General features: G+C 59.7%; 13 protein-coding genes and 1 pseudogene. 11 read left to right on the top strand and 3 right to left on the bottom strand.

What is annotated here, in order from left to right:
* Nucleotide 1 precedes the first annotated feature (1 nt).
* The 6 genes from CAY35_RS05605 to CAY35_RS05580 all read left to right on the top strand — a co-directional run bounded on the left by CAY35_RS05605 (nt 2) and on the right by CAY35_RS05580 (nt 6902).
* On the top strand, nt 2-1510 hold the full coding sequence (locus CAY35_RS05605; RefSeq protein WP_309136527.1) for a short-chain fatty acid transporter: 1509 nt from the start codon (nt 2-4) through the stop codon (nt 1508-1510).
* A gap of 317 nt (nt 1511-1827) precedes the next feature.
* Nucleotides 1828-2892, top strand: a complete 1065-nt coding sequence (locus CAY35_RS05600) for a cyclase family protein (RefSeq protein WP_109303700.1) — start codon at nt 1828-1830, stop codon at nt 2890-2892.
* Between the two features lie 56 nt (nt 2893-2948).
* The gene (locus tag CAY35_RS05595; RefSeq protein WP_109303699.1) at nt 2949-3662 is read left to right on the top strand and encodes an SDR family NAD(P)-dependent oxidoreductase; all 714 of its coding nucleotides are present in this window, start codon (nt 2949-2951) and stop codon (nt 3660-3662) included.
* A complete protein-coding gene (locus CAY35_RS05590) occupies nt 3655-4656 on the top strand; it encodes a 3-hydroxyacyl-CoA dehydrogenase (protein ID WP_109303698.1) in 1002 nt (333 codons plus the stop codon). The genes CAY35_RS05595 and CAY35_RS05590 overlap by 8 nt, the downstream gene beginning before the upstream one ends.
* Nucleotides 4653-6029: a short-chain fatty acid transporter gene (locus tag CAY35_RS05585; RefSeq protein WP_258265654.1), complete on the top strand. Its 1377-nt coding sequence runs from the start codon at nt 4653-4655 to the stop codon at nt 6027-6029. The genes CAY35_RS05590 and CAY35_RS05585 overlap by 4 nt, the downstream gene beginning before the upstream one ends.
* 246 nt (nt 6030-6275) lie before the next feature.
* A complete protein-coding gene (locus CAY35_RS05580; protein ID WP_146191923.1) occupies nt 6276-6902 on the top strand; it encodes a hypothetical protein in 627 nt (208 codons plus the stop codon).
* On the opposite strand, the gene CAY35_RS05575 is transcribed toward CAY35_RS05580, so the two are convergent.
* The 3 genes from CAY35_RS05575 to poxB all read right to left on the bottom strand — a co-directional run bounded on the left by CAY35_RS05575 (nt 6899) and on the right by poxB (nt 12350).
* Entirely contained in the window at nt 6899-9622 is a 2724-nt protein-coding gene (locus CAY35_RS05575; protein WP_109303696.1) for a choice-of-anchor M domain-containing protein, read from the bottom strand. The genes CAY35_RS05580 and CAY35_RS05575 overlap by 4 nt on opposite strands.
* Before the next feature lie 362 nt (nt 9623-9984).
* Nucleotides 9985-10245, bottom strand: coding sequence for a type I restriction endonuclease subunit R, EcoR124 family (locus CAY35_RS05570; RefSeq protein ID WP_109303695.1), 261 nt, complete (start codon nt 10243-10245; stop codon nt 9985-9987).
* A 392-nt stretch (nt 10246-10637) separates the two neighbouring features.
* Entirely contained in the window at nt 10638-12350 is a 1713-nt protein-coding gene (poxB, locus tag CAY35_RS05565; RefSeq protein ID WP_109303694.1) for a ubiquinone-dependent pyruvate dehydrogenase, read from the bottom strand.
* Between the two features lie 368 nt (nt 12351-12718).
* Here poxB and CAY35_RS09865 point away from each other — a divergent pair.
* The 5 genes and pseudogenes from CAY35_RS09865 to CAY35_RS05545 all read left to right on the top strand — a co-directional run.
* Nucleotides 12719-12814, top strand: a pseudogene (locus tag CAY35_RS09865) (TetR family transcriptional regulator); the annotation flags it as partial.
* A gap of 120 nt (nt 12815-12934) precedes the next feature.
* On the top strand, nt 12935-13303 hold the full coding sequence (locus CAY35_RS05560) for a TetR family transcriptional regulator C-terminal domain-containing protein (protein ID WP_258265653.1): 369 nt from the start codon (nt 12935-12937) through the stop codon (nt 13301-13303).
* A gap of 85 nt (nt 13304-13388) precedes the next feature.
* Nucleotides 13389-15917, top strand: coding sequence for an excinuclease ABC subunit UvrA (locus tag CAY35_RS05555; protein WP_109303777.1), 2529 nt, complete (start codon nt 13389-13391; stop codon nt 15915-15917).
* Between the two features lie 138 nt (nt 15918-16055).
* On the top strand, nt 16056-17609 hold the full coding sequence (locus CAY35_RS05550) for an SLC13 family permease (RefSeq protein WP_109303692.1): 1554 nt from the start codon (nt 16056-16058) through the stop codon (nt 17607-17609).
* Between the two features lie 172 nt (nt 17610-17781).
* Nucleotides 17782-18178: hypothetical protein (locus CAY35_RS05545; protein WP_109303691.1), on the top strand; the 397-nt coding region annotated here is incomplete at its 3' end.

The raw sequence follows: 18178 nt of genomic DNA, 5'->3' as shown, positions 1-18178 counted from the left end.
AATGATGAAAAACGGGGTTCTAACCCTCAAGCGGAAGCGTCAAAAGCAAGCCGAACCAGACGAAGATAGCTTGCAGACAACGCAGACACAATCCGCACAAACGGAAACACAAACACAGACACAATCCACACAACTAAAGACCAGCCAATTACAGACCGGTAAGAAGAAACGAGGGCCGCTTGAAGCGGCGGTGCAGTTCTTCTCGAATCTGATGGATCGATATCTACCCGATCCGTTCGTCATAGCGATATTCCTAACAGTCACGACGATGGCTTTAGCGGTCATAGTTCGAGGCACTAACCCACTCAAGGTTGTCGATTACTGGGGCGCAGGTTTATGGGACCTGTTGGCCTTCTCAATGCAGATGACTTTGGTGCTGTTGTCGGGTTATGTGCTCGCGAAGACACCACCGGTGGACCGCTTCCTGGACAGCTTGGCTTCTAAGATTTATTCGCCGCGCGTCGCTATCGCCACCGCAACTGTGGTTGCTGGTGTTGGTTCTTGGCTGAATTGGGGCTTCGGCCTGGTGATGGGCGGCATTGTTGCGCAAAAGCTCGCGATGAACGTTAAGGGCTTGCATTATCCGCTCGCTATTGCCGCGGGCTATTCAGGTTTTGCTGTATTTGGTTTTGGGATTTCGGCTCCAGTCCCGCTGCTGTTGGCTACGCCAGGCAGCTTTATGGAGAAACAAGTGGGTGTGATCCCGTTGCCGGAAACGATTTTCACCCCGCAATTGTTGCTGACGACGTTGGCAACGCTCGTTATTTTGCCGCTGTTCAACATGCTGTTGCACCCTACGGACCCGGCGAAGGTCCGCGAGATTAATAGGGCTGCTTTCGGAACGGTTTCGACGAAGCGCACGCAGGTTCAGAGCCCGACTATTGCTAGCCGGTTGAATGATTCCCGGGTTATTGGCATTGGTTTCGGGTTGATCGCGATGGTGTATGTGGCCCGCTACTTCCTCAGCGGCGGCGACCTGAACCTGGACATGGTCAACATTTTGCTGCTGTTCCTCGCGATCCTGTTGTTCGCGCGGCCATCGGCATTCCTTAACGCCGTGAATGACGGCATCAAGATTATTTCCGGCCTCGTCATCCAGTACCCGTTCTATGCGGGCATCATGGCTATCTTGAGTGCGTCTGGTTTGGCGGTCGCTGTCGCCGATGCGTTCGGTGCGTTCGCTACCGCGAAGTCGCTACCGTTCTGGTCGTTCATTTCCGCTGGTTTCCTGAACCTGTTCATGCCTTCGGGTGGCGGCCAGTTCGCTATTCAGGGGCCGGTGATGGCGGAGGCGGCGACCGCGCTGGGCGCGGACCAGGCGGCCACGGCGATGGCCGTTCAGATTGGTGACCAGTGGACCAACATGATCCAGCCGTTCTGGATCCTGCCCGCACTCGCGATCTCCGGGCTGAAGCTGCGCGATGTGATGGGTTACCTTGTGCTGATCCTCGTGGTGCTCGGAATCATCTACACGATTTCCGTTCTGGTGTGGGGCTTCCTCCTCACCTAACCCACCAGCCACTAGGCTGTGTCTCCAGCCCGAGGGCTGACTAAACACACGAGCGGGGGTTGTCGCGATGCGTCGCGATAACCCCCGCTTTTATTTCGCTTTCGTGACGTGGATAACGTCAACTCCGCGCCCTTTCGACCGCTAGAGCCATTCCCTGCACCCGCCGAAGAATCGCGTGATTTCGCGGTTAAACAGGCATGAGGCACCCAGCTCTAAGCGTCATAGGTTTTTAATCAAGATTCATATGCACAGACAATTAGACAGTTCTTGCATAAATCACCTAGAACTTGAAGCAGACGCATATAAATGGAGGTTCTATGGCTACGCACCGCAACACAGAAAATAACCGCTGGGTGTCGAAGCCTGCAGGCTCCACCTGGGGTGACTTTGGACCCGACGATGTGCTCGGACGGCTAAATCTACTCACCCCGGAGAAGGTCCGGGAGGGCTTCGCCGAAGTCCGCGACTACCGCACCTTTTCGCTGAGCCTGCCTCTCACTTTGCCTGGCGGCACCGTTTTGAACCCGAACCGTTTCCCGCCGGTACACCGGCCTAACCTGCGCAACGGATTGGTCAACGCGAATTGCCAGATCAGCCAGGTGCATGAGGGCGCAACCGACGTGCTCAACGATGACCTCGTGGTGCTGCACAACCAGTACTCAACTCAGTGGGATTCGCTGGCTCACGCTGGGTCTATGTTCGATGCGGACGGTGACGGCGTCCCGGAGCCCGTCTATTACAACGGCTACCGGGCTGGAACTGATGTCCACGCTCCGCAGCGTCCGGAAGATTGCAGCGTCACTGATCCGACCACATCGACGGCCGATTTCGGCCCGCTCGGCATCCATTCGATGGCGCAGCACCCTATCCAAGGACGCGCGGTTCTGGTGGACCTGGAGAAGCACCTGGGCCGCGACCGGAAGCCGGTCGGTTTCGACGACCTGCAACGGATCATCCACACAGACCAGCTGGATATCCGCCCGGGCGACATCATGGTGGTCCACACCGGGTTCGCGACGGAGCTGATGGCGATGGGCGGCAAGCCTGACGCGCAGAAGCTCGAATCGCTGGGTGCTGGGCTCGATGGGCGGGATCAGCGGTTGCTGCAGTGGATCACTGATGCGGGCATCGCGGCGATCGCTGCGGATAACACTGCGGTTGAGTTGTATCCAGCACTGCCTGCTGAGGGCCCGGCCGCGATCCTGCCGCTCCACGAACATTGCCTTTTCAAGCTCGGGGTTCCGCTCGGTGAACTTTGGTACACCCAAGAGCTCGCCCAGGCGTTGCGTGAGGCTGGCCGGAGCGCGTTCTTGCTCACTGCCCCGCCGCTTCACCTTCCTGGCGCGGCTGGTTCGCCGCTCAACCCGATCGCCACGATCTAGCTTCCACGAACTAACTCGCCACGAACTTCCGCTCCCCTATTTGAGAAGGTTTGCTGATGTCTACTGCTACCCCTGAACGTGTCCTAATTACTGGCGGGGCCAACGGTATTGGTGCCGCGATCGCGAAGAAATGCCACGCGGCCGGCTACGAAACAGTCATCCTGGATCGTGCCGGAGACGACGCTATCGATTGCGATCTTTCCGACCCGGAATCCACCCGCACTGCTCTGGAGCAGGCTCTTGCTGACGGCCCGATTACCCGCTTGGTCAATAATGTTGGCGCTGTTTTCGCCAACTCTCTCAGCGATCAGACGGTTGAAGAGTTCGACAACGCTGTTGCGCTCAACCTGCGGAGCGCGTTCTTATGTGCTCAGGCGCTGGTACCTGGAATGCGTGAGGCTGGTTTCGGCCGGATCGTGAATATCGCGTCGCGCGCTGCTCTGGGCAAGGAGCTACGTACCGCGTATTCCGCTACGAAGGCCGGTCTTCAAGGCATGACGCGCACGTGGGCTCTCGAGGAAGGTAAGCGGGGCATCACAGTGAACGCGGTGGCACCTGGGCCTATCGCTACTGAGTTATTCATGGACGCGAACCCAGCGGATTCTGAGCGCACTAAGGCGATCGTTAACGGGATTCCAGTTGGACGTATGGGCACTCCTGATGATGTCGCTCACGCCGTTGGCTTCTTGCTGAGCGCCGACGCCGGCTTCATCACCGGCCAGACGTTGTATGTATGTGGCGGCATGACTGTAGGAGCACACCATGACTAATGACCAGCATGTGTGTTCAACCAACGCATCGGCCAACGCGGTATCTGCCGATGCCGTTAGCGAGGGCAACATCGCGGTGGTTGGTGGCGGCTCCATCGGGGTTGCTTTCGCTGTGATGTTTGCGCAAGCAGGGATGCGTGTTTCTATTTTTGAGCCTGAGGAAGAGCGCCGGAACGCGATCCCGCAGGAGATCCGCGAGCGCGGCGAGCTGCTGCAGAAGCATGATCTCTTCACAGGCGATATTGACGCACTGGTTGAACATGTATCCACCACGGACTGTCTCGACGAAGCCGTCGCTAGCGCGGCGTTAGTGCAGGAATGCATCCCGGAGAAGCTTGAGATGAAGCGTTCACTGTTCAGTGAGCTCGCTCAGCTGATCTCTCAGGCCTGCGTTGTGTGCTCGTCGACTTCGTTCATCCCGACGTCGAAATCCGCGGCAGGAACCGGGATCGAGGAACAGACGCTGGTAGCGCACCCGGGTAACCCGCCCTACGCGATCCCGGTGATCGAATTGGTCCCTAACCCCGCCACCTCCCCCGCCGCGGTTGAGCGGGCTCGCGCGCTCTATGAGCAAGCGGGGCTTTCACCTGTGGTTCTGCACAAGGAGATTGAGGGTTTCCTCTTCAACCGACTCCAGGGAGCTGTGCTGAGGGAGGCTTACGCACTCGTGCGGGAGGGTGTGGCGGACGTCGACGACATCGACAAAGTGGTTCGTGACGGCTTGGGCCGGCGGTGGGCTTTCATGGGGCCTTTCGAGACGGTGGACCTCAACACTCGCGGTGGGATCGAGGCTCACGCGGAACGAATGGGCCCGTCGTACCAGCGTATGGAACACGACATTGGCGACAGGACACCGTGGACTAAGGACCTTGTCGCGGAGGTGGCTCGCCAGCGCGGCGAGCTGCTTTCGCCAAGCGAATGGGAACAGCGCGTCTTGTGGCGCGATGAACAACTTCTAAAACAAAAATCACTCAATAAGCCCTTGGGGGAATGATGAACAATGAGGTTCAAACCGTAAAACGGAGGCGTGGACCGCTCGAAGCGACGGCCCAGTTTTTCTCTAATTTGATGGACCGGTATTTGCCGGATCCGCTCGTGATCGCCATGATCTTGACGGTCTTGACGATGATTCTGGCGATTATTTTCCAGGGTTCCAGCCCGTTCCAGGTTGTTGACTACTGGGGTGAGGGCTTCTGGGGTCTGCTGTCTTTCACGATGCAGATGACCGTGGTGCTGTTGGCGGGCTATGTGCTCGCTAAGACTCCGCCGGTGGACCGCTTCTTGGACGTGCTGACCTCAAAGATCTCTTCGCCGCGGGCCGCTATTGTTGCGGCGACGCTGGTGGGCGGCATCGGTTCGTGGTTGAACTGGGGCTTCGGCCTGGTCATGGGCGGCATCGTTGCGCAGAAGCTCGCGATGAACGTTAAGGGCCTGCACTATCCGCTTGCGATTGCGGCCGGCTATTCCGGGTTCGCGGTGTACGGCATCGGCTTGTCTGGTTCGGTTCCGCTGTTGCTCGCGACGCCTGGCAACTTCATGGAGGAGCAGGTTGGTCTGATCCCGTTGACGGATACGCTGTTCTCCCCGTATCTGTTGCTGACGAACCTGGCAGTGCTTATCATTTTGCCGATCTTCAACATGCTGCTGCACCCGAAGGATCCGGCGAAGGTTCGCGAGATCAACCGCGAAGACTTCCCTGCGGTTTCGGTGAAGCCTGTGCAGGAGAGCACTCCGACCATTGCTAGCCGCCTGAACAATTCCCGCGTTGTTGGCATCGGTTTCGGATTGATTGCGATGCTGTTCGCGGTCCGCTACTTCGTCAAGGGCGGCACGCTGAACCTGGACACAGTGAACTTCATGTTCCTGTTCCTCGGAATCCTGCTGTTCATGCGGCCTTCCGCGTTCCTCGCGGCAGTCAACGATGGCGTCAAGGTTGTTGCCGGCATCATCATCCAGTACCCGTTCTACGCGGGCATCATGGGTATCTTGAGCGCGTCCGGGTTGGCAGTTGCGTTCGCTGATGCGTTCGGTACGTTCGCTAGCGCGGAAACGCTGCCGTTCTGGTCGTTCATTTCTGGCGGTATTTTGAACATCCTGATGCCGTCTGGTGGCGGTCAGTTCGCTGTTCAGGGTCCGGTGATGGCGGAGGCTGCGGCTGCGCTGGGTGCGGATCACGCTGCGACTGCAGTTGCGGTGCAGATCGGTGACCAGTGGACCAACATGGTTCAACCGTTCTGGGTCCTGCCAGTGCTCGCTATCTCCGGGCTGAAGCTGCGTGACGTCATGGGCTACATGGTCCTGATCCTCATCGTGCTCGGAATCATCTTCGCTGTATCGGTTCTGGTCTGGGGCTTCATGCTCGCCTAAACCACCGGCCAGAGACAGGCTAAACACACAAGCGGGGGTTGTCGCGATGCGTCGCGACAACCCCCGCTTCCGTCTCTGCGTCAACACACCACCCCCGGGTTCACCTGCCGTTCACCGACGGTCGCTGACCAGTTCACCATGGGCAGCTAGCGTGATCTCAAAAGGTACTTTCTTTAACCTTAGCGTCAGGTTCCTGCAGTTCCACCAGCGAAAGCGGTGACTGCACCGAAGATAAAGGACGTCGCTGTGACAACCTCACCAGAAGCACCGAATACTTCGAAAACTCCGATGGCTCGCAGGCTTCTCAAGAAGGTCCCGCCTCAGATCCGAATTATCTTCGGCGTCCTCGGATTACTCCTGATCTTCGGGCTGTTCTACCTAGGGATGCAACTGTTCATGCTCCTGGTCGTAGTGATGTTGGAAGTGCCGTGGGTCGCATCAGGGATTCTCCTCGGGATCTTCCTCATACTGCTCCTCCCAAGCAAGGGGTGGACCGTGTTCGGTACCCTCCTATTCATAGTCGGGGCCATCGTCAGCGCGTTCACGGACGTCCCTGGCAACCCGATCTACAACGCGCCGTTTGAGGCACTGTTCCTCAACGAGGGCGAATACCTCTCCGCTAGCGTCATCATCGAGCACCCCACCCAAGGCGAAACAGCCGTCACCGGCGACAACATCATCGTGGATGCAGAGGGCAACGAGCTCCGCGACATCAACGACTTCCTCACGTTCCTCTACCGCCTGGTTCTGTATTCCGTCATCTACGGCGTACTCATCACGTTGCGCGGCTTCCTCGCGAAAATGAAAACCACATCCACGAGCGCCTCCCCTCGTAAGAAAGGGAACGACGAGGCTCACCTCAAGACGCCTTAGGCACGTCGGCGGCGCATCACCATCAACAACGCCATGCCCGCCACAACAGTCACAGCCGCAAGCGCGGCAGGCACAACCTCTGCACCCGTGCGCGCCAGCGCTCCCCCGCTCGATGCAGCACCAGCGTTATCGGTGGAGCCAACCTCCGATGGGGTGCTTGCGTTGTCGGTGGCTTCCGGTTGCGCTGGGACGGCTGGCTGGCTCGGAGCCATTCCCTCGGTCGGCTGGCCGGTAGGCTCCTCCGGCGCCACATCATCGCCCGGCTGCTCAGTTGGCTGCTCAGTTGGCTGCTCGGTCGGCTCGCCACCCGGCTGCTCGCCCGGCGTTGGCTGCTCACTCGGTTCTTCCGTCGGTTCTTCCGTCGGCTGTTCCGTTGGCTGTTCCGTTGGTTCTTCCACCGGCGGTGCCGAATCGCCTGGCTCTTCGGTGGCGGATTTCTTCTCCACCACGAACGTCAGCCGCTGCGTCTCAGCGGTAGCCTCCCCACCATCGTTGTTTGCGGCAGCGCTGCGGGCACGCGCACGCTGCTCGCCGTCCCCGGACTGCTTGGCTCGGGCCGTCACGTCGATCGTGTAGGTTCCCGGCTTAGTGAACGCCCACGCGGTGTGCATGTGCGTGCCCGGAGGCAGCGGCACATCCGAGGCCTTATCACTCGAGGCATACATGCGGCTGATGGCGCCCAGGTTCTCGGTGTAGGCGAACCACTTGCCGCCCTCAGGAGCGCTCACCGGGGTGAGCGTCATGGTTGCACCCTCCGGGTACTTCACGCGGTCCAAAGCCTCGCTCGAGAAGCCCGGCCACACACGCCCCGGCTGCTGACCCTGCGGCAGAACATACAGCTCGCTACCCTTCGGGCCAAGAACGTCATAGCTTTCATCGGCCAGTACGTTGCCTTCACGCTTGACCTTCGCGAGCTTGGTGACCTCCAGGGTCGTCGAGTTGATGGTTCGGGTCACGGACTCCTTGGCGTGCTGACGCGAATCATCACCCAACGCCACCGAGAACTTCCCGCCAACCTCCATGGCCCGCAGGTCCACGTGGCCGTTGTTGATCGTCACAGGCGTGTCCAGGATCGCGCCGTCGGAACCTTCGTTCCCGTCCTCGCCGCCATCGTCGCCTTCACCCGGGTCGCCCGGCGCCGGCTCACTCGGCGCTGGTTCGGTGCCTTCCCCGACGCCTGAGAACCGCGTTTCAACCGTTGTGCCCTCGCCACTCACCTGGCCGAGGTCGATCACGTCCGTGTTGCCGATCGCGGCACGCGGCTGGGGCTCCAACGTGAGGCGTAGCGAATAGTCGTCGCCCTTGCAATACTCATTGGCCGCTACGAGTGTGCGGCGGCCTGGGCCGCTCACGCCTTCAACGGGGCAGGTCGGCTCGTCGTAGCCTTCTTCATAGAAGCCGCCGGTGATGTTATAGATCAGCGAATCGTCGGCGGGTTTGGTGTCGATATTGATGAGGTCGCTCTTGCCCTGCTGCCGCGCAGTGACAGATACGTCGCGCGAACCGACCGTAACCTCGCCCTTCGAGAAGTCACCGGCCGGAGCATCCGGGGTTTCCTCCGGGAACTCGCCGGCATCCTGCGTGGACACGGCCTTCTGCCCCGTAGTGGAGGTCAACGGCGCGCTGATCCAGCGGGCCGCACCCTTGGTTGGCACGAACACCGCCTGGAACGACGAGGTCTGGGAGCCGATCATCTCACTCCACGTGGCAGTGCCGTTCTTCACCGGAACCTCGGCGAGGTGGTAGCCGTCGATGTAAAACACCACCGTGCCTTCCGCCGCTTCAGTGCCGGCGTTAAAGGTCAGGTCGGTGAGGTTCTTATCGCCGTCGCGTTCATTGCCGGTATGCGGGGCGATGGTGAACGTCGGCGTGGATGCCTCGGAGCCTTCCGCCGCTGCACCCTCCGCCGGCGCAACATCGGCTGGTGCAACATCGGCGGCCTTGTTGTATGCGGTGCGGACGTCGCCGAGTTTTTCATCGGCAGGGTTCGTGCCACCTACCCGCCACACCAGCGTCGTTGGCTTCGAGGAGATGAAGCTGCCGCTGGTTGTGCGTGCGGTGGCGTCGAATGTGACTTCGTAGCGGCCGGGCTTGCTGAATGTTGTGATGTTGTGAGTGTGCGTTCCCGGGTCCAGCCAGACGGTGCGGGACACCTTGTCATGCGAAGAGAACAGGCGCGTCACCGGCAGGCTTCCGTACGTCGAGTAGTTGAACATGTTCATCTGGCCGGGGCCGTTGAAGCCGACCATTTCCAGCGCGAAGTTGCCGTCTTGGAACTGCTCGATGGGCACCGCGGTGTCCGCTCCGAAGCCCGACCAGATGGGGCTGTTGCCCGGCCCGGGAACTTGCGGCGCCATGTAGAGCAGCTGGCCGTCCTTGCCGAGAAAGTCCAGGCGCGGGTCCGAGGTGATGGGGAACGTATAGTTTTGGCTGCCGTCGTCGTTGTAGCCGCGGCCCACCCAGTTGGCGGTGGTTTCGAGCGGAACGGTTTTCCCGTTGGCCTGCGAGTTGATCGCGAACGTGCCAGCTTGCTTGTTCCAGAAGACCTTAGGGGCGTCGATGTGCGCTTTCGTTTCGACGCTGCGGTTGTCGTCCGGGCCTGCGTAGGCAGGGGCCGCGCCGAGCGTCAGCGATGCCGTGATGCTCGATGCGGTGGCGAAGGTGGTTGCCGCGATGGCCGCAGCGGCGATGGAGGCACGGGTTGCCCGGAGGACGCGCATGAACCGCTCCTTAGCTGGTGATAACTCTGCTGGTGATGACGCTGTTACGAATGATTCAGTTGCTAATGATTCGCATATTGCTAATCATTCTCATTTGCAATAGCTGGCGAGACAACATTAGCGGATCCGCGGGCGCGGCGCCACATCGCTAGCGCTTGTCGTGCCACATGGCTAGTGCTGTCAGCCCCCTTACGCGGCTTACGTACAGTTCATCTGGGGCGATTGGTCGTACTTGCAGTTGCCGGCGGTTAGCACCGCTCACCCGAGCGGTTCGTAGCGTTCGAGGAACTCGGTCATCTTGTCGAGCACGCGTTCCTTGACTTCGGTGCGGCTCTCACCGCCGGTGGTGTTGCCGAAGAAACTCATGCGCGGCAGTACCTTGCCGATGTCGGTTCCGATGCGGGGACTTCCCCGGCGTCGAAGGCACTCTCCATAAAGTCCCTCGCGGCAGGTTCACGGAGTCGCTCTTCTTCAATGAGGGTTCCGAGTTCTTGTTCGCGGCGTTGGCTGATGAAGGCAACCCACTGTTCGGCTACGCTCGCGTCCGTGTTGACGAGTTCGATGAAGTCCATGAACAGGTCGCGTTTATCGCGCGGGGTCGGGCTCGATTCAACCGCCTGCAGTACTGAAGTATCCTAGATTTTCCCATCTACTCAAACGGAACAAAACCTGGGACACTTCAAGGCCAACAAAGCAGGCTAAATGCCTCGAAGGGGCAGAGTGTGACAAACAGACCAGAATGTCTGAGCCATTCAGATGCGACGAACGTTTCCAGTTTTGATTTGGAAACCCAGAAAAGACCCTGACATACATTCTAAGGGTTAGTGCGTAGAGTGTCTCCCGATTAGTAATGTCCGCCGAGCCGGTTCTACTCGGCGGGCATGAAGCTCCGTAACTGCGCTACTTCGCGACGCGGTTTTATCAGGCATTGCCTTACCCGGATGGGAAGCACTTGGACACTGCAACATAGCATCGGCGAGCTCCCCATCCAGTTTGTGAGGAAACGTTATCCCACCTAGAACAGCTGCCGCAGGTTGGCCTTTGCCAGGTCGACGAGCTCGGCTCCCTTGCCGTCAAGCACCGTACGGACTGCGTACATCGTGAAGCCCTTGACCTGCTCGGCATCAATCGTGGGAGGCAGGGTGAGCTCTTGGCGTTCGGTTGTCACATCGAGAATCGCTGGACCATCATGGGCCAAGAAATCCTCAACCGCCCTGGGCAGGTCCTTCGACTTTTCCACCCTGAAACCTTTCATCCCAATCGCCTCCGCAAGGGAAGCAAAGTTCGGATTATCGAGACCGGTTCCGTGAGTCACGAACCCTGCTGCCTTCATCTCCAATTCAACAAAGTTCAGCGAAGAATTGTTGTAAACCACAACCTTGACCGGCAGGTCATACGTTGTGAGCGTAAGAAGGTCACCCATGAGCATGGAGAGCCCACCATCGCCCGCCAAGGCAATCACCTGACGATCCGGGTGAGAGAGTTGAGCGCCGATAGCCTGGGGTAGGGCATTGGCCATGGAACCGTGAATAAAGGAGCCAATGAGTCTCCGTTTCCCATTCATGGTCAGGTGCCGGGAAGCCATAATAACCGGGGAACCAACATCGGGAATAAATACCGCATCATCACTAGCCCCCTCATCAATCAACCTGGTCAGGTATTGGGGATGAATAGTGCGACGCGAAGGCGTAGCCAGATCATCAAGGTCCTTACGGGTCTTCCCGTAATGCTTGAGCATCGCTTTGAGGTGCTTGCTCGACTTGTTCTCTTGCAGCTTGGGTAGCAGGTGGTCGATCGTTTCTTTGACTCCACCCACCAGACCGAGATCGACAGGGGTACGCCGACCAATCTGTTCTCCACGAATATCAACCTGAATGATCGTGGCATCTTCTGGGAAGAACTGCTGGTACGGGAAGTCAGTCCCCAGCATCAAGAGAGTATCGCAGGCTTCCATAGCCCGATACCCTGATTCGAATCCCAGCAGCCCGGTCATCCCCACATCAAACGGGTTATCGTATTCGATAAACTCTTTACCGCGCAGGGCGTGAACAATGGGAGCCTGCAGCCTATCGGCAAGCGCTACTAGCTCGTCGTGCGCGCCCTCAGCGCCTGCTCCCGCCAGGATCGTGACCTTCTTGCAGTCATTGAGAAGCTTGGCAGCCTGAACCAGATCAGCTTCTACCGGAACCTGGTGCGACTTGGATTCCACGATTACCTCGGCGGCAGCTTTCGTTGTTTCCAGGAAAATCTCACCTGGAACAACGAGAACAGCCACTCCCCTCTTTGAGAGTGCCTCTCTCATAGCAATCCGCAAAACCCTCGGCATCTGCTCCGCCGACCTTACATCTTCAACGTAGACCGAGCATTCCCGGAACAGTTCAACAGGATGGGTTTCCTGGAAGTAGCCAGAACCGATCTCCCCACCGGGAATCTGAGCCGCAATCGCTAGGACCGGCACACGTGACCGCTGAGCATCGTAAAGCCCGTTAATGAGGTGAAGGTTTCCCGGTCCGCAACTACCGGCACACACCGCAAGCTCACCGGTCAGCGCCGCTTCAGCCGAAGCCGCAAAGGCTGCGACTTCCTCGTGACGGACATGGACCCACTCGATATCTGAATCTCGGATCGCGTCAGTGAAACCGTTAAGGGAATCTCCTACAACGCCATAAACTCGCTTTACGCCACTCGCCCCAAGAGTTTCAACCACGTTCTCAGCAATAGTTGCCATCGTTCAGCCTTCCGTCTTCCCGAACCCCGGTAACACCGGCACATCTTCAACCGACCTTCACGAGGCATTTCTCTTACTCGCTACACGAAACGTACCCACGCGGATGGCGGGAAGTAAACAGTTTGCGCGAACCTTCAGCTTCATGCGAAACCTCGTCACAGTAGGCCCCACCGATCGTCGCAAGGTAGACACCCCATCAAACCGATGCGAACTCGGCGCCACATGATGATGAGTGCAATAGGAATGACGAGGGTTCCTACGCTCAAACTATCGACAAGCGCAAGACCAGCGAGGGCTAGGAAGTCTGACATGGCGTACTCCAATGGTCAGGTGCGGAATTCGGTAGGCGATGAAGGCGCTCCCAAGCGCTGATAGCCGACGCCGCCATTCGAGTGATGGTCAACAAAGGACTCGATGCTCTGAGCGTGCGCAATGTCGCCGCAGAGGCGGGGGTCGCACCTGGGACTGTCCAGTATCAAATGGGGACGCGAAACGACATCATCGCGAAAGCATTCATTAGGTCTATTCAACGGCAGGAGTCCCGGGCACTTGAAAAGACAGACGCGGCAGATTTTCATGCGGCCATGCACGGCCGACTAGCCGAGCTCTTACCGATTGGCCCTGTCCAGCGCGAGGACGCTGCAGTGTGGGTTATCGTGGGCGCCGCGGCATCCACACGCGGTTGGCTAGCCGACTTATACGACGCCGAGGTGGAGAGCTTCCGGGCGCTAGTATGCAACGAGCTCGCGACAGCTGAACAGCATGGGAAACTGAACGGCAAGCTATCGCCTGAACAAGGAGCTCGGCTGGTCACGGCACTCGTCAACGGGCTCACGATCTACTACCTCAACGGCCCGAAAAACTCGGCTCAGCAGTTACTGGCAGACCTCGATGCGGGCCTAGCGCTCATCGTCGAGCCTTCACCACCTACACCGGCCCGGCTTGCCCGATAGAGTGGCCACCATGACTCACGCCCAGCCCGAGTTCACGGTTCCGCACACAGTTCCGCACGCAACGGTGCGTGCGGGGCACGATCCCATGATCCGGGTGCGTGACGCGCACCTACACAACCTGAAACACATCGACGTCGACCTGCCGCGCGACACCCTCGTGGCCGTCACCGGCGTTTCAGGTTCCGGCAAGTCCAGCCTGGCTTTCGGCACCATCCACGGCGAGGCGCAGCGCCGCTACCTGGAATCCGTCGCCCCCTTCGCCCGCCGGCTCATCGGTGGCGCAGTCAACCCGCGCGTCGGGTCGGTCACTGGCCTGCCGCCGACGGTGGCCCTGCAACAGTCCACCACCCTGGGCGGGGCGCGCTCCTCCGTCGGCACGATCTCCAACATGTCGAACAGTATTCGGCTGCTCTTCTCGCGATCCGGGACCTACCCGGCCGGCATGCGCGAGCGGCTCGAATACGGCCGGCTCGACTCCGACGCCTTCTCCCCCAACACCACCGCCGGCATGTGCCCCGAATGCCAAGGAACCGGCACCGTGCACCGGCCCACAGAGGAGTCGATGGTGCCGGACCCCAGCCTGTCCATCTGGGACGGCGCGATCGCCGCGTGGCCCGGAGCATGGCTGGGCAAGAACTTCCGGGACATCCTGGGAACCCTCGGCTACCCGCTCGAGATCCCGTGGCGGGACATTCCGCAAAAGGACCGCGACTGGATCCTGTTCACCGACGAACAGCCGGTAGTCACCGTCCACCCTGTGCGGGACGAAAACGCCGTGCACGGGTCATATAAAGGCAAATGGCGCTCGGTAGCCACCTACCTCACCGACACCCTCGCGGAAACGGAGTCGGATAAGAACCGCCGCCGCGTGCTTTCCTTCATGCATTCATCGACGTGCCCTACCTGCCAGGGCCGCGGCTTCCAGCCGGACACCTTGCAGGTCAGCTACGCCGGCTACGCGATCGACGAATTCAACAACTTGGCGTTGAAGGACGTGCTGGCCGCGTTGGAGGACCGCCTCCAGCGCGTGGAGGGGATCAGCAAGCAGCAGTGGAACGAGCACGACGAGGCCGAAAAGCTACTGCTGGATCAGGTTCTGCCTACGGTGCGCGCGGCTATCGAGCTGGGGCTGGGCCACCTGACCCTCTCCCGCCCAGCACGCAGCTTGTCCGCGGGCGAGCATCAGCGCCTACGGCTGGCATCCCAGTTGAACTCGAACCTGTTCGGCACAACCTATGTGCTGGATGAGCCCTCGGCAGGCCTGCACGTCGTGGAGCGGAAAGCGGTCTCCGAGCTTCTCCAGCGCTTCATCGACGCGGGCAATTCGGTGCTTCTGGTGGAGCACGACATGTCCTTGGTGGCCGGATGCGATTGGATCGTGGACATCGGCCCGCGCGCCGGCGAGCGCGGCGGTCAACTGGTGTTCTCCGGCCCCACGAGCGAGTTCCGCGCCAAAGCAGAGCAGCTGGGCTCCCCCACTGCTGCCGCGCTGAACGCGGACTTCCCGGAACTGACAGACACCCCGGCCGGAACCGGCGAATCCATCGCCCTGACCGGCGTGCACGCGCGCGCTTTCGACGGGGCCGACGTCGACTTCCCGCTCGGCGCGCTCACCGCGGTCACGGGTGTGTCCGGTTCCGGCAAGTCCACCTTGGTCATCGGGGTGCTGGCTGACGCGGCGGCCCGCTCGGCTAAACAGGTCGTCGGCGCCGATGAGGCCTCTGCTGAGGAGCCAGATGCGGAGTTTGTAGCGGAGCCCGATGAGTCACGGGATTTCCGGGTGGATAACGCAACGGGGCTCGATAAGATCCGCCGCCTGGTTCACATCACCCAGAAGCCGATTGGCCGCACCGTGCGTTCCACCGTCGCGACCTACACGGGCCTTTTCGACCACGTCCGCAAGATCTTCGCCGCGACCCCGGACGCTAAGCGTCGCGGCATGTCGGTATCTGATTTTTCCTATAACACAACGAAGGGCCGTTGCCCGGAGTGCGATGGTGCGGGCAGCATCGAAGTTGAGCTCGTGTTCCTGCCTGGCACGCACACCACCTGCCCGGTCTGCCGCGGCAAGCGTTATAAGCCGGAGATCCTTGAGGTGCAGTGGAACGGCCGTAGCATCGCTGATGTTTTGACCCTCACCGTGGATGAGGCGCTGGAGGTCTTCGCGGAGGAGCCGCGGATTCTGCGCTCCGTTGAGTTCCTGCACGCGCTCGGCCTGGGCTACCTGCGGCTGGGGCAGGGTTCCCCGGAGCTCTCGGGTGGTGAGGCTCAGCGCATCAAGCTGGCGTCGGAGATGCAGCGCGGCTCTAGCCGCAAGCACAGCTTGTATCTGTTGGATGAGCCTACGACGGGGCTGCATCCGGCGGACGTTGATCTTTTGCTCGCCCAGTTGCGTCGCTTGGTCGAGGACGGCGCGACGGTGGTTGTTGTTGAGCACGACCTCCGGGTGGTTGCGCAGGCTGATCACGTCATCGACGTCGGCCCGGGAGCTGGCGATGAGGGCGGCCAGATCCTGGCCACCGGGACGCCGGCGGCGGTCGCCCAGCAGGGCGTGAATCCAGGTTCACGCTCGGTGACTGCCCGGGCACTGGCCGAACGAGCAGGCTTGGGCTGATACTGGCGCGCCCTCACCAGACTTATATCCACAGGCTCTCAATGTCACCCGAATGGGTACTTCACGGAACATTAATCGAAGCATAAGCTTCAACCAGCAAACTGTGTTCCAGCTCTCATAAGTACACAAAAGGACGACATGTCTGCCGATCTCAACTCAACCGCGTCTGCTGCGCCACAAGGACGACAGCAGGACGCCTCTAACGACCCACTGGACCGATCAACCCGCCGTAACTGGTGGACGTTCGCCCTCGGTCCCATCGCCGGCCTCATTCTGGGTTTCGTTCTGCCCGATTCGCTGAGCTTTGAAGGCAAAGCGGTAGCCGGCGTCGCGCTCTGGATGGCGATCTGGTGGATGACTGAGGCCGCACCAATCCCAGTGACCTCGCTGCTGCCACTGGCCGTATTCCCGCTGTTCGGAATGGCACCGATGGGCGAGGTCGCTGCACCCTACGCCAACACGGTTGTTTTCCTGGTAATGGGTGGTGTGATCCTCGGCTTAGCAACGGAGAAATCGCAGCTACACCTCAGGATCGCGCTCTGGACCATCCGGGTGGTGGGTACACGTCCGTCGCAGATTGTTCTGGGCATCATGATCGCCTCTGCATTCATTTCTGCATGGGTTTCCAACACTGCAACCGCAGTCATCATGGTGCCGATTGCCCTATCGATTCTGAAACTCGTTCGCGAAGTAGACCCGAACGCGGCGAGCCCACGCCTGGCCGCATCCCTGCTTTTGGGTGTCGCTTACGGCGTCACGGTCGGTTCCACCGCAACACTCATCGGCCAGCCGCCAATGGCGCTCATGAAGGGCCACCTGGAGAAAGCGCACGGCATCGAGGTCACCTTCGGCGAATGGATGCTGGTAGGTGTTCCCTGGGCGATTGTCATGACAGGGATCGCATGGCTCGTCCTCACCAAGTTCGTCTTCCGCCCGGAAATCAACGAGCTACCCGGCGGCAAAGAAATGATCGAGAACGAGTTCCGCAAGCTCGGAAAGATGAGCACCCCTGAACGTCGCGTTGCATGGATCTTCCTCATCGCCATCCTGTTCTGGATCGTAGTCCCGCTTGTCAAGAACCTCGAATGGGTTGCCACGAATCTCGCTTTCCTTACACGCATCAGCGATGCACAGGTTGCGATGGCCGCAGCAATCGCCTGCTTCCTGGTTCCAGCTAGGAAACGTAGCGAGAATGCAACTGCTCAACCACTTCTACGTTGGTCTTCATCCAAGGAAATCCCGTGGGGCCTACTCCTGTTGTTCGGCGGCGGGCTGTCCCTGTCTGAAATGTTCACTGTTACTGGGTTCTCCGAATGGATCGGAAGCCAGGTTTCGGCATGGACCGCGCTCCCGAAGGTGCTTGTGCTCGTCGCGATTATTGTGCTGGCACTCGTGCTCACTGAACTCACATCGAATACTGCTACTGCCGCGGCGTTTTTCCCGATCTTCAGCGCCGTTGCATTGGGTATGGGCATCAACCCGCTGTTCATGACGATCGCCGTGACGCTCGCTGTCTGTTCGGCGTACATGCTGCCGGTTGCGACGCCATCGAACGCTGTCGCTTTCGGTTCCGGCGAGGTCACCATCAAGCAAATGGTCCGGGCCGGAATTTGGCTCAACCTCATCTCGATCGTGATGGTCATGCTCGTGCTGTACACTCTCGTACCACTCGTGTTCGGAGTCTCGCTGTAGCGCGAACACGCCAGGCAGGCGCGGAGGGGCTTGGCCCTTCCGCGCCTTTTCGTTATGGGAGCCGCGGCGGGCGGTGCGGGCACTTCCCCGGCGGCGAATATAAGCTTGTGATGCCCACGAGCCGCGTCATGCGGTTTTACCGTCGGTAGGTGCGGAACGTATGAATCATTGGATGAATGAGACGAAACTGGAGATCGAAACTTTTGTCCTCAGAGGGACAAAGGTTACGTTTCTTGAGCTTTTCGCCAAGCAACATGACAAACATCTGGTATCTATTTCCGCTAATCCAGGTGAGGCGGCTCGTTGGTGGCATTGGCAGAAAGATAAGTGTTTCCCTGGTGAAGGCTGGGTTTCCTTCACGCTTAACGGGGTTCAGATTATGCCAATGGACGCCTGGACGAACGTCGCCATTTTTTGGCAGGAACTACTCAATACTCTTGAGAGCTATGTGTCCACTGGTAAGGGGCAAGGGGAGTTTAGCGAGGAAACAGCCACCTTTTCCCTCATGAAGAGGGGAACGATAGCTGTTTTTGAGCTACGTGGACAGAGGTATCCGGTGGAGCCTGATG

It is taken from the genome of Pseudoglutamicibacter cumminsii (genome assembly GCF_003143995.1).
Lineage (GTDB): Bacteria > Actinomycetota > Actinomycetes > Actinomycetales > Micrococcaceae > Pseudoglutamicibacter > Pseudoglutamicibacter cumminsii_B.
This window is presented reverse-complemented; position numbering and strand designations above follow the sequence as displayed.